This is a genomic window from Comamonas halotolerans (genome assembly GCF_030162935.1).
Classification (GTDB): Bacteria; Pseudomonadota; Gammaproteobacteria; order Burkholderiales; family Burkholderiaceae_C; genus Comamonas; species Comamonas halotolerans.
Genome location: NZ_JASAUZ010000023.1, coordinates 355,515 through 368,246, shown reverse-complemented (window position 1 = coordinate 368,246; position 12,732 = coordinate 355,515). Strand labels below are relative to the sequence as shown.

General features: G+C 56.8%; 14 protein-coding genes. 3 read left to right on the top strand and 11 right to left on the bottom strand.

What is annotated here, in order from left to right; all coding sequences use genetic code 11:
• From urtC to urtE, 3 genes are read left to right on the top strand one after another with little or no spacing between them, the layout of a single operon-like run.
• Complete coding sequence (gene urtC / locus QEP11_RS12320; protein WP_413788723.1) at positions 1-1,146, top strand: urea ABC transporter permease subunit UrtC; 1,146 nt, start codon at positions 1-3, stop codon at positions 1,144-1,146.
• Positions 1,143-2,015, top strand: a complete 873-nt coding sequence (gene urtD, locus QEP11_RS12315; RefSeq protein ID WP_284336934.1) for an urea ABC transporter ATP-binding protein UrtD — start codon at positions 1,143-1,145, stop codon at positions 2,013-2,015. The genes urtC and urtD overlap by 4 nt, the downstream gene beginning before the upstream one ends.
• Positions 2,016-2,056: 41 nt before the next feature.
• Positions 2,057-2,749: an urea ABC transporter ATP-binding subunit UrtE gene (gene urtE, locus QEP11_RS12310; protein WP_284336933.1), complete on the top strand. Its 693-nt coding sequence runs from the start codon at positions 2,057-2,059 to the stop codon at positions 2,747-2,749.
• 66 nt (positions 2,750-2,815) lie between these two features.
• Here urtE and QEP11_RS12305 read toward each other — a convergent pair whose 3' ends face one another.
• From QEP11_RS12305 to QEP11_RS12255, 11 genes are all read right to left on the bottom strand, one after another.
• Positions 2,816-3,070 (bottom strand): putative hemolysin, encoded by a 255-nt coding sequence (locus tag QEP11_RS12305; protein ID WP_284336932.1) that lies wholly within the window; start codon positions 3,068-3,070, stop codon positions 2,816-2,818.
• Positions 3,071-3,167: 97 nt separating this feature from the next.
• On the bottom strand, positions 3,168-4,016 hold the full coding sequence (locus QEP11_RS12300) for a M48 family metallopeptidase (RefSeq protein ID WP_284336931.1): 849 nt from the start codon (positions 4,014-4,016) through the stop codon (positions 3,168-3,170).
• A gap of 165 nt (positions 4,017-4,181) precedes the next feature.
• Positions 4,182-4,553: an Hsp20/alpha crystallin family protein gene (locus QEP11_RS12295; RefSeq protein WP_284336930.1), complete on the bottom strand. Its 372-nt coding sequence runs from the start codon at positions 4,551-4,553 to the stop codon at positions 4,182-4,184.
• Positions 4,554-4,804: 251 nt separating this feature from the next.
• Complete coding sequence (locus tag QEP11_RS12290; protein ID WP_284336929.1) at positions 4,805-5,794, bottom strand: TauD/TfdA dioxygenase family protein; 990 nt, start codon at positions 5,792-5,794, stop codon at positions 4,805-4,807.
• Between the two features lie 55 nt (positions 5,795-5,849).
• On the bottom strand, positions 5,850-6,911 hold the full coding sequence (locus QEP11_RS12285; protein WP_284336928.1) for a Bug family tripartite tricarboxylate transporter substrate binding protein: 1,062 nt from the start codon (positions 6,909-6,911) through the stop codon (positions 5,850-5,852).
• Positions 6,912-7,033: 122 nt separating this feature from the next.
• Positions 7,034-7,753 (bottom strand): haloacid dehalogenase type II, encoded by a 720-nt coding sequence (locus QEP11_RS12280; protein WP_284336927.1) that lies wholly within the window; start codon positions 7,751-7,753, stop codon positions 7,034-7,036.
• Positions 7,754-7,968: 215 nt separating this feature from the next.
• The gene (locus QEP11_RS12275; RefSeq protein WP_284336926.1) at positions 7,969-8,799 is read right to left on the bottom strand and encodes an urease accessory protein UreD; all 831 of its coding nucleotides are present in this window, start codon (positions 8,797-8,799) and stop codon (positions 7,969-7,971) included.
• A gap of 39 nt (positions 8,800-8,838) precedes the next feature.
• Entirely contained in the window at positions 8,839-9,414 is a 576-nt protein-coding gene (locus QEP11_RS12270) for a nucleoside deaminase (protein ID WP_284336925.1), read from the bottom strand.
• 407 nt (positions 9,415-9,821) lie between these two features.
• On the bottom strand, positions 9,822-10,598 hold the full coding sequence (locus QEP11_RS12265; RefSeq protein WP_284336924.1) for an ABC transporter permease: 777 nt from the start codon (positions 10,596-10,598) through the stop codon (positions 9,822-9,824).
• 18 nt (positions 10,599-10,616) lie between these two features.
• Entirely contained in the window at positions 10,617-11,444 is an 828-nt protein-coding gene (locus QEP11_RS12260) for an ABC transporter ATP-binding protein (RefSeq protein ID WP_284336923.1), read from the bottom strand.
• A 56-nt stretch (positions 11,445-11,500) separates the two neighbouring features.
• Positions 11,501-12,529: an ABC transporter substrate-binding protein gene (locus tag QEP11_RS12255; protein ID WP_284336922.1), complete on the bottom strand. Its 1,029-nt coding sequence runs from the start codon at positions 12,527-12,529 to the stop codon at positions 11,501-11,503.
• Positions 12,530-12,732: the final 203 nt, after the last annotated feature.

Below are 12,732 nucleotides of genomic sequence, written 5' to 3'. Positions count from 1 at the left end.
ATGGCTACTTCTACGTTGAAAACGAATATGTTTGTGCCGGTGGAGCTACCTGGCCGAAAGCCACTGCTCACCAAAGCAGGCTGGTGCGCCTTCATGGTGGCGCTGATCGTGGTCTGCGCGCTGGCACCAGTGCTCAATTTGTGGGTGGGCGAAGGAAGCGTGTTTCATCTGTCCGATTACGGTGTGCGCTTGCTGGGCAAGATCATGTGTTTTGCCATCTGCGCGCTGGCCATGGATCTGATCTGGGGCTACACCGGCATCCTGAGTCTGGGCCATGGCCTGTTCTTTGCGCTGGGTGGCTATGTGATGGGCATGTATTTGAGCCGCCAGTCCGTGGGTGCCGATGAGCTGCCAGCCTTCATGGTGTTCCTGGCGTGGAAAGAGCTGCCCTGGTTCTGGGCACTGTCTGACAGCTTTGTCGCCACCTTCCTCCTGATCCTTGCGGTGCCCGGTCTGGTGGCCTTTGTGTTTGGCTGGTTTGCTTTCCGCTCTCGCATCAAGGGTGTGTATTTCTCCATCATCACTCAGGCACTGACGTACGCCGCAATGCTCCTGTTTTTCCGCAACGAAACCGGCTTTGGTGGCAACAATGGCTTTACCGGTTTCAAGCAGATTCTGGGTATTCCGCTGGCGACACAGGAAATGCGCATGGCATTGTTTGTGGTTACGGGTTGTACGCTGCTGGCTTTTTTCCTGATGGCGCGCTGGTTGGTGCGCAGCAAGTTTGGCCGCGTGTTGCAGGCCATACGTGATGCGGAATCGCGCGTCATGTTCTCGGGCTACTCGCCACTGCCGTACAAGCTCACCATCTGGGTCATCAGCGCCATGATGTGTGGTGTGGCCGGAGCCCTGTATGTGCCGCAGGTGGGCATCATCAATCCTGTGGAGATGTCGCCTGCCAGCTCGATCGAGATGGCGGTGTGGACGGCTGTGGGTGGACGTGGCAGCCTGGTTGGCCCCATTGTGGGTGCCTTTGCTGTCAATGGCGCCAAGAGCTGGCTGACCGTGGCAGCCCCCGAGTTCTGGCTTTACTTCCTGGGTGCGTTGTTTATAGCAGTCACGCTATGGATGCCCAGCGGCATCGTGGGTGTGGTGCGCAGGCTGCGCAGCAAAAAACTGGACCAGCAAGAAGGAGGTGCGGCATGACGCCCGATCTGATGGAGGCTGGCCGACAGCGCTTCCAGGCAGCCGCGCAAAAAGTTGTGGAAAACACCGAATCCGGCGGCCGCAGTGCCAGCATGGCGCGCATTGCCACGCCGGGGGAGGTGGATGTGACCCATGGCCGCATCCTTTACCTGGAAGACGTGCATGTGAGTTTTGATGGGTTCAAGGCCATCAACGGCCTGAATCTGGATATTGCTCCGGGTGAGCTGCGCTGCATCATTGGCCCCAACGGGGCTGGCAAGACCACGATGATGGACATCATCACCGGCAAGACGCGGCCCGATAAAGGCACCGTGTTCTTTGGTTCAACCATCGATCTGCTGCGCCACAACGAGCCGCAAATTGCCCAGCTGGGCATTGGCCGCAAGTTTCAGAAACCCACCGTGTTCGAGCAACTGACGGTGTTTGAAAATCTTGAACTCGCGCTCAAAACCCACAAGGGTGTCAGGCACAGCATGTTCTTTGAGCTCGACAGTGCACAAGGCGATCGGCTGGCGCAAGTGTTGCACACCATCCACCTGGCGGGAGCGGTGAAGCGTGAAGCCGGAGTGCTCAGCCACGGCCAAAAGCAGTGGCTGGAGATTGGAATGTTGCTGATGCAGGAGCCCAAGTTGCTGCTGCTCGATGAACCCGTGGCCGGGATGACGGATGAGGAAACCGCTCGCACGGCAGAGCTGTTTTTAACGCTTAAAGGTCAGCACTCGCTGATGGTGGTGGAGCACGACATGTCCTTCATCAACACCATCAGTGAAAAAGTCACGGTGCTGTGTGATGGCAGTGTGCTGGCAGAAGGCACGCTGGCGCAGGTGCAGGCCGATGAGCGTGTCATCGAGGTTTATCTCGGACGTTGATGCGCTGTCAGCCCAAGCTGATGGGGCACTGGAGACCTGAAATGCTGAAAGTTCACAACCTGCACCAGTACTACGGCGGCTCGCACATCCTGCGCGATGTGAGCGTGCAGGCCGAGCCCGGAAAAGTCACCGTGCTGCTGGGGCGCAATGGCGTCGGCAAGACGACGCTGCTCAAGAGCTTGATGGGGTTGGTGCCGATCCGAAGCGGCTCCATCGAATGGATGGGCAAACCCATGCACCCACTCACATCCTATGAACGCGCCCGGGCAGGCATCGGCTATGTACCGCAGGGGCGTGAAATCTTCGGGCGGCTGACCGTGGAGGAAAACCTGCACATGGGGCTGGCCTACCAAAGCGCTCGCACACCGATTCCGGAAGACTTGTATGCCTTGTTTCCTGTGCTCAAGCAGATGCTGCGACGCAGAGGAGGCGACCTATCCGGTGGTCAGCAACAGCAACTGGCCATTGCACGGGCTTTGGCTCCTGCGCCGGGATTGCTGATCCTGGATGAGCCTACGGAGGGCATTCAGCCCAGCATCATCAAAGATATTGGACGCGTGATCCGCATGCTGGCCCAGGAGCGCAATATGGCGGTGCTGTTGTGCGAGCAGTACTACGATTTTGCGCAAGAACTGGCCGATGCCTATTTGGTGATGGAGCGTGGAGAGATCATTGCGGCAGGACCGGGAGCGGAAATGCAGGCAAAGGGCATCCAGAAACTGGTGGCGATTTAGGCCTTGCAGGATGCCGGATATTGGCAGTCAGCAAATCTCATAAGGCTCATAAGACACCGATGCGGCTCATTGTTTGGAAGAGTGGTTTTTGCGAAAGTATTCCCACTCTTCAATTGCTTGTCCGTTGGGCAATATGCACATGGCGTGTGTGCCTTGCGCGGTTTGCTCCATGCGCAGCTTGCCTCCCTGTTGGATGCAATACACCGAAGCTTGGTTGGCCAGACCGACTTGAGGTGTCTTCTCTGGCGGTTCAGGTGCTTGTGGTGCTGCGCAGGCGCTGAGCATGAGTGCGGAGGCTGCCAGGGAGGTGGTCTTGTTCATGGGTGTCTTCCTTGGTGAACTTGGGTAGACAGCATATAAAAATGCCCGCTCAATGTGGTGTCGGCGGGCATCGGATAAGTGGTGGTAAGCCAAGCGCTTAGCGTGGTCTGCTTCGCGGGGTGTTGCGTTGCGCCAGCGCCGCCTCATACAGGGGCAGCACTTTTGGCACATAAGCTTCGAGTTCTTTGATGCGATCTGCACCTGCAGGGTGGGTGCTTAAAAAAGCCGGGCCACCTTTGCCGCTGCTGAGCTGTTGCATTTTTTTCCAGATAGAGGAAGCGTTGCGTGGGTCATAACCTGCACGGGCCATCAATTCCAGGCCAATGATGTCGGACTCCAGTTCCATGGAGCGCGAATTGGGCAGATGCACCAGCATTTGTGAGCCTGCATCCATCAATTCTCCAGGGACTCCGGCTGCGGCGGAGACAACACTGGTCAGCAGGCTGGAGACGGTTTTTTGTGACAGCTGCTCCCGAGAGTGCTCTCGCAGCGCATGGGCGATTTCGTGGCCCATGACTGCAGCAATCTCATCATCAGTGAGTTTGAGCTGATTGACGATGCCGGTGTACACACCGATCTTTCCACCAGGGGCGCAAAAAGCGTTGATCTGGTCGGACTCAAACACATTGATTTCCCACGCCCAGTTGCGTGCGTCCGGGCGAAAAACGCCAACCTGGGCAATCAGGTCGTTGCCAATTCGTCGCACGCGCTGCGTCATGGCGCGGTCGGTGTTGAGTTTTTGCTTTTTTTGCGCGTCAGCAGTCAGTTGCTGAAACCCTTTGGCCGCCTGCGCATTCACGGTGTCGCTGGAAACCAGCAGCAGCTGACTGCGTTGCAGACCGATGGCTCCCGAACTGGTGGTGTTGGCGCATCCTTGCAAGACGGTGATGGTGAGAGCAACACCGGCAAGACGCAGCAGCCAGCGATGTATGGTCCCGATATCCATTTTTCTAACCTTTGTTTGAACAAGCGCTGTGAGGTACGGATTCAAGCATAGCGGCAGAAAACCAACAAGTTGCTGGCCTGCTGATGTATGGAATATCACGCAGGCATGCAAAAGCCGTATTGCAGGGTCTGCAATACGGCTGGGATATGGAGACTTCAGCGGTAATTACTGGATATTCAGTGTGATGCTCTTGTCCACAGGCTTCATGCGTTGCAGCGTCAAGGTCAATACGCCCAGATCCAGTTTGGCATTCGATGTCGAGACATCAATTTCATGCGGCAGTTCCCAGCTACGACGAACCTGGCGTGGCGCACCTTCCACGCTCTGCAGGTACACCATGTTTGCCTCGATACGCAGTTGCAGCTGTTCCCGTGTCAAGCCAGGAACGTCAATGGAAAGCACCGTGGCATCCTCTGTCTGGCTGGCCTGATAATCAGGTGTCAACTGTTGTGCTGCGTTGGTGGCTGCTTGCATGAAGCGCTGCAGTGCTGCATCGGGGCGTGTGGCGTGGCGAAGGATGGGGGTAGCGAGAAACATGCGATAACTCCTTGTGTTGAGTGGCGCCGTCTGCGCCTGGATGTTTCCTAAATGCGTACCCCGAAACGGATTTCAAGCCTTTTTTTCGAAGAATAAATTTTCGTCATTACACTTGAAAAATGACGTGTTGCCTTTATCGCGTGCGAGGTGTGTGAGGCATTTTTGCCAGCATAAAAAAAGGCGCTGCAAGGACAGCGCCGAACCTGCGATGAAGCCGGGGCACGTCGAGGAGACAAACAGGATAAGTCGCTCTAAAACGCTGCGCTGTGCGCGGCCAGGACCGGATCCCCTTGCAGGGCAATCGAGTCTCTGCCGTCAGCGCCGACAGGAATGCTGCCAACCAGGGTGGAGCGATACAGCTGACGATCAAACTCCAGCGCAAAAATATCTTGAGGCGCCACGTGCGCAGTAGCGCGGTTGTCCCAAAAAGCAATGGATCCTGGCTCCCACTTGAAGCGCACAGTGAAATCGCTGCGTACCGCATGCTCCCACAGCAACTCAAGCAGTACCCGGCTCTCGCGTGTGCGCAGGCCAGAGATGGTTTTCAGGAAACCGGGGCTGATGAATAGCACTTTCTCTCCAGTCTCCGGGTGCCGCGTGATCAAAGGATGTTCGCTGACCAAAGTGTTCTTTTTGATCAATTCCAGATATTCAGCGCTGGCATCGCTTCCAGAAGGCGGACTGAAGCGGTGCTCACCACGCAGGGTTTGCAAAAATGCCTTCAACGGCTCGGACAATGCTTCATATGCCGCGACCAGATTGGTCCACTGGGTATCACCGCCATAAGGCGGAATCGTCACGCCACGCAGGATCGAGCCTGCAGGCGGGTTCACTGCGGCAGTCACGTCGGTGTGCCAGCCTGTCCATGGGCGGCGCTCAGGCTCTCCGCCATGGCTGTTGGCACGGCGGTGTTTGGCAATCGAGTACAGCTGTGGGTAACCATCCACATGACCAAATACCGGGTGCCCAATGGTCAGTTCGCCAAACTGGCGTGAAAAGGCCACGTGTTGCTCATGGCTGAGATGCTGATCCCGAAAGAACACAACTTTCCATTGCAGCAAGGCAGAACGAATGGTGTGTACCTCTTGTGCGCTCAAGGCTTGGCGCAAATCCACACCCGCAATCAAGGCACCAATGTGAGCAGACTGTGGAGTAATGCTGATATGGGGTGTTGCTGCTTGCGCATCTTGCAGGCGTTGCAGCAATAGTTGACGGGGAGAAAGTGTCAAAGGTGCATTCATGGCAATGGCTTTCGGTGCATTGAATGGTGTTTGAAGGCTGTGGTGCTTCAAAGGCTTAACGTGTGTTGCGGGTGCTTGCTTGTGCGACACGTGCCGCTTGTTCTGGCAAGAGTCCAAGCTGCGCGAGTAAGGCATGGGAGGAGGAGACCTGGCGTTTCAGCAGGCCTGCCGTTTGCTTAGGGCCGTGAAACCAGGGCTCCCATTGGTTCAAGCGGACAAAGTCTTTCCACTCCTGGCTATCGGTCACTTTTTGCAAAGCGGAGACCCAATACGCCTGTTGTGCTGCCGTAATCCCAGGTCCGGCCATCACTCCCTGGAAGGAGTCGCTGACATAGTTCACCCCTTGCTCTTTCCACGTTGGGGCACTGGCAAAAGCACCGCCCAGGCGTTGCTCTGCCGCAATGGCCAACACGCGGACGCGGCCTGATTGCAGATAAGGCAGCAAATTGGGGGTGGTGGCTGACACCACATCCAGATGTCCCCCCACCAAAGCATTCATTGATTCGGCGGAAGACTTGTAGGGAATGATGCGCAGTCCGTGGATATCCACACCTGCTTGCTTCAAGGGTTGTGCGGCACCGAGATGGATGTGATTGCCCAGTGTTTGTGCAATGCCGATGGAGAACTTGCCCGGGTCCTGCTTGAGGTGTGCAATCAGATCGTGCGCATTTTGTAGAGGGGAGTCGGCACGTACCACGACGGTGACGAACTCACGAAACAGGGTGACCAGAGGCGTGCCGTTTTGCAAATGTGCTGGCACAGCGTTTTGTGCAAGGCTGTTGCCGTAGCTGGTGCTCAATGTCATCAGGGTGTGGCCGTCACCAGCTGTGCGATGCAGGCTCTCCAGCGCGACGATGCCATGGGCACTGGATTTGTTGCTGACAATAAAGCTGGAGGCATAGCCATCGCGCACCAGCAATTCTGTGAGCTTGCGTGCTGCGACATCCAGCGCGGCACCTGCACCGCTGGGAACGATGAATTCCGGCGTTTTGCTGGGTTTCCAGGCGGCATTTTCAGCCGCGGATACAGGCATGCCCGAGGCGCACAGCAGAGCCACGCAAGCCATCCATTGGCGCAGGGAGTGACGTGGAGGACGGGCTCTGAGTGTGTAAGACATGGTGTGGTTCCTTTGCATTCCGTTCGCTGCAAGGTGCAACGAACACAAGCAATGTATGAACCGCCATGAATTACGGGAACGAATGTTTTTGCATGTCGTTACTCGGAAAACGCATAAGCCATTTAGATGGCATGTCGCGTCATGATCTGCTGTGCAAAATCCATCAAATTCCTGCAATGCATGTCGTTATCAGTGCGCGGGCTCACATCTTTGATGTGCAGGGCTCCCCATTCCTGCGGGCGCTCGATATAGGCGGTTTGCAAGCCGCAGGCTCTGGCGGCTGCCAGATCATCGTGGTGGGCAGCGACCAGCATGACTTCTTGCGGCTGGAGCCCGAACATGCTCACCGCACCTGAATAGACGGCAGGATCAGGTTTGTAGGCGTGGAACACTTCGGCAGACAGCAGGCAGTCCCAGGGCAGGAGATTGTGTTTGGACAGCAGGGTCAGCAATGCCATATTGCCGTTGGATAAAGAGGTGAGGATGAAATGGGGTTTCAGGCGTCCCAGCGCTGCAGCGCTTTCAGGCCATGCATCCAACTGGTGCCATATCTTGTTGAGGGACTGGCGTTGCGATTCGTCGAGATGCTCCAGGGCAAACTGGGGCAGCAATCCATCCAGAATCTGACGGTGCAGCACGTCCAGGGAAGTCCAGGTCTGGCTGCCATTGCGTACACGCTCCATGGCCGGTTGATAAGCACTGCGCCATGCGCAGGCGAATGCGTCACCGTCCACATGAGGATAGTGCTCGGCCATGTATTGCAATATGGAGCCATGCCAGTCCACGACAGTGCCAAATACATCAAAAGCAAGAACACGGGGACGTACGTTGTGGGAAGGCATGGTGGCTCCTTGGGTAGTCAACATTGCCAAGTTAGCAGATGCATGGGAACAAGGCGATACGTGATGCCCCTGTGTGCTTGGCGAGCAGATGTGGCAAGACGTATGCGCTATGGCTTGCCGTGTGGTGCCGAGCGTCTCTTCTGCCTTGAAAGCGGCATCGGTGTAGCAGACAGCAAATCTGCGGGCAAAGTGATCATCGGAAGCTGTTCACTGGCTTACATATGCCAGATGCGAGGAGTTGTTCCCGGAAGTCCCCAATGTTTGTCACGCCAGCAAATGCGCACCTGTTGCCACAGCTGCATCAACGGCTCTACCACCGGGGCAAGACCCCGTAGCACCAGCATATGATCGTTCGGTGCTGTCACGCCACACCAACTACCTTGAGGATGCTGGTCCAGAATTTCCCGTGTAGCGTCGAGCAGCAGCTCACGTTGACCTCGTGTGAGTGCGGTGCCGCAAGCCAGTACCATGCTGCCCATGCAACGTTGGCCGGCCAGCCCTACAGGCCCATCCATCAAGAGCAGGTCATCTGCGCGCACTGTGCCACGCTCCAACCAGCGCCCAGTCCATTGCATCTGCTGGGTAAAGCTGCCGCGCTGAAACGGCTCATGGGTGTGAGGCAGGCCGAATGCGGTGACATCCCAGCTCATCAGCTCAGCGCTAGGCGCGAGTTCAAACTCCAGCAGATTGTGGGCATCACAGGCGTTATAGGCCAGGGTTTCGAGTGGCAGCCACTCAAGGCGTGAATTCTCTGCCAGTTGAAGTCGGGTTGTTTGTATGGCCGCAGCGCCGCTGGACCTGTAAAAGCGCGTGGCGCCAGGCGTGGTGACCAGTGCATGAGCCCCCGCTTGCACACTGGCAGTGATGTCCAGGGTGTCGCCGCTGACCAGTCCCCCAGGGGGGTGTATCAACACGTTGTGGCAGATTGCATCCCCTTCGGGATAGAGGCTGCGCAGGACCCGCAAAGGGCCGTCATGGTGGAAATGCATCCGCGTACGTGCGGATGAAACGGAGTAATCGAGGTGAAGTTGAGCAAGCCATGCCATGTCCGACGAGCAAGCAAGAAACGCGCCTGTTGCACCAAGTTAGGGCGCTGCCTGAGGTGGAATGCCGGTGTTGTCATGCGCAGAAAACCAGTGGTCTTCATAGACAGCCAATGCTTCGTCAACCAGGCATGGGCCGGTGCATTCGATGCTCTCGTGCGCATTGGCAAACACATCATGGCAGCTCAGATGCACCGGACGAAGATCGGGACGGATGGTTTGCAGGCGTGGCCAGTCCAGCCCATAGATCACTCGACGCAGACCAGATGCACAGATGGCACTGGCGCACATGGCGCAGGGCTCGGCACTGCAATATAGGGTGGCGCCTGCTAGCAGTTGGTGGGTCAGGCGTGCGGTGCTGAGCTGGCGCACGGCATTCATTTCCGCATGACCGGTGATGTCCCCGGTTTCTTGTGTGTTGCTGAAAGCCTCTGCCAGTATGCGACCGTCGCTGGACACCACCATGGCTCCGAATGGGCGGTTGCCTCGTATGCGTGCCGCGTTTGCCCAGATGAATGCCTGTCGCAGCCAGTGGTTGTCCGTGTTGTTGAGCAAGTATTCATCGGCATGTGGCAGGGTGGCAGCATGAGTCGATGTTGGTAAAAAGCGTGCGCGCATGGAAGCCTTTCCGTGACTGAGTGGTGGCCCATGGAAGGCCGTAGGCAAGCGCCATGTGAATATGTATCGCCAAGCACAATGCACATGCCGTGCCAAGCACAGGCTGCGGAGGTAGGGCGTGAGGATGGAGTGCTGTCAGCGCCTGTGAGTTCGTGTGTCAGCCTGTAGAAAACCCGCTGGTTGTGTTGGAAGATGGAGCATGTTTCAAGCGGCAGCCGGTGGTGCGAAGAGGGATGGGGGCTTGTGCACCTGTGCAATAGGAGGCCATACAAGCTCATGTCTCATGTGGCTGGCGCGGTATTGGCATCACTGTGGTGCATGTTGAAAGGTACAAAAAAAGGCCTGCGCAAGGCAGGCCAAAGTCGAGGAGTGAGGAGTTCGTCATCCAAAGATCAAGAGTGACGCTTTCAGTGGTTTTGTGAGCCGCGATGAGCCCAGGCGGTGGTGCGCTTTTCAATCCAGCTAAACAGTTCGTACATGGCCATGGCCATGACACCGACCACCAGCAACCCTGCAAAAGCCAGGCCCATCTGCATGGAGGACCCCGCAGAAATCAGCAAGTAGCCAATGCCTTCGTTAGCAGCCGTCATTTCAGAGACCGTGGTGCCCACAAACGCCAGTGTGATCGCTACTTTCAGCGATCCGTAGAAGTAAGGCAGCGACCGGGGCAGCCCGACTTTGATCAATACGTCCCAGCGTTTGGCGCCGAGCACGCGCAGCACGTCTTCCAGCTCTGGCTCCAGTGTCGCCAGGCCGGTGGCAATGTTGACGGTGATAGGGAAGAAACTGATGAGGAAGGCCGTCAATATGGCTGGCCCGACACCAATACCAAACCAGACCACCAGAATGGGTACGAAAGCGGCTTTGGGCAAAGCGTTGAATGCGGTCATCAAGGGGTACACCGCTGCATAGGCCAGGCGCGAGCTTCCAATCAAAAAGCCGAGCAACACGCCAACCACGATCGCCAGACCAAAACCGGCCATGGTGACCCAGAAGGTACGCCAGGCATGGCCAGCAATTACGCTGTGGTATTCGATGAAGTCCTTGAGAATCAGTGCCGGGCTGGGAAAGATAAATGGCGAGACTTCAAAAGCCGCGCACAGCACCTGCCACAGGATGAGCACTGCCAGCAGCAATACCCATGGTGACCAGCGTTCCAGCTGTTTGTTGTTGAGCTTGTACATATTCCTGCTTTCTGCGACTTATTGGTTGATGACTGCGCCGCTCTTGCGCATGGCTCCGATGTGGCCGCGCAGCTCGTGCACGATGTCGGTGAATTCCTTGGTGTATGTCATCTCCAGATCGCGGGGGCGCGGGAAGTCGATCTCGCGGCGCACCACAAAGCGCCCCGGGCTTTTGCTCATCACATATACGGTGTCTGCCAGGAATACCGATTCACGCAGGTCGTGCGTGACAAGGATCACGTTGAATTTCTGATCGGCTTGCAGGTCACGCAAAATGCACCACAACTCTTCGCGTGTGAAGGCATCCAGAGCTCCAAAAGGCTCGTCCAGCAGCAGCATCTTGGGTTCGTGAATCAGCGCGCGGCAGATACTGGCACGTTGCTGCATCCCTCCTGACAGCTGCCAGGGAAACTTGTCCTCGTAGCCACCCAGACCTACTTTCTTCAGCAGGTTGCGAGCGCGCTCTTCATAGATTTTGCGTTTGGCTTTGAATTGCGAGCGGTGGGGTTCCACGATCTCCAGGGGCAGCAGCACGTTGTCCACCGTGGTGCGCCATGGCAGCAGCGAAGGAGACTGGAAGGCCATGCCGGAAATTTTCAGCGGGCCGGTGACAGGGTGGCCGTCAATCAAGATCTTGCCCATCGAGGGCATGCGCAGGCCGGTGGCCAGCTTCATGAAAGTGGACTTGCCGCAGCCCGAAGGTCCGACGATAGCGATGAATTCGCCTTGCTTGACCTGCAGGTCAATGGCTTCGACGGCGAAGTGATTCTGTGCCAGCAGCTCGTCGTTGTAGGCCAGCCAGACATCACGGAAATCTACGAAATTGGGTTCGGCAGCGCTTTGCATTCGGGTCTATCGGTGGGCAACCAGGCGCGGGCCTGGCTGCGGGGTTGCACAAGGGCTTACTTCTTCGGGAAAACATCCAGCTCAGCCGCTGCTGGCAAGAAGCTGCCATTCCAGACGGTGCTTGGGTTGATACGAGTTTTGGTGCCAAAAGCATCCGAAATTTCAGATGCCATCAGCGAAAGGCGACCGGATTCGAGCTTGCCAAAGCCTTCGCGGCGTGCGTCGGCGCTGGCTACGACGGTGTCAATGGCCAGTTGCAGGCGTCTTGTTTCCAGAGCCGCATTGGCAATGCCATCACGGGCCTTCACGTGTGCGATGGCAGCGGCTGGGTCGGCCATGACGTCTTTCGCACCTTTGGCAAAGGCGGACAGGAACTTTTTGATGGCTTCAGGGTTTTCTTTGACCAGTTTGGGGCTGGCAATGATCACGTTGCCGTAGTGTTTGACGCCATGGTCTGCATATTGCATCAGCACGACATCGCTGGCTTTGGCACCGCGCGCTTCCAGATTTAGCAGGCTGGTGAAGGTGAAGCCGGTAATGGCATCCACATCACCGCGCACCAGCATGGTCTCGCGCAATGGCGGATCCATGGAAACCCAGGTCACGCTGTCCACCTGGTTGGCTTTGGCAAAGATAGGAAAAGCTTTGCGGCCAGCATCGAACACCGGAGCCCCCATTTTTTTACCGGAGAGATCGGCAGCCTTGGTGATGCCACTTTTCTTGAGAGCCATCACGGCGGCGGGAGTGTTGTTGTAGACCACCATCACGCCCACAGGTTTATTGGGTGCGTCGGGGTTGTTGGCGTGAAATTCCATCAACGATGCCATGTCCGCAAAACCCATGTCGTAGGCCCCCGAGGCCACGCGTTGCACTGCCCCGCCAGACCCGTTGCCTGCATCCACAGTCACATCCAGGCCTGCTTGCTGGAAGTAACCCTTGGCCACTGGCTGCAGGAAAAACGCAGAAGGACCCTCAAAGCGCCAGTCAAGCTGGAACTTGATAGGAGTGTTTTGGGCGTGTGCCACACCTAGGCTGCTGGCAAAAACCAGTGCGGCAGTGGTTTGCAGGAAGTGGCGTTTTTGCATGGGTGCTCCTGATAGCGGGTAGAGGGAAACGTGACGCAGCCCGATGCTGGGCTGCAACAAGGCTTTGCTACAGGGTGAGAGCAAAAACAATGCCTGCTTTTTGTATGCAGTTTGTGTATGGCATTGCGAAGGGCTTCACGGATGACTGCATCGGCTTGGTGCGTCTAATCAAGGGTTTGCACCAAGGTGACAGTTTTTCTAAT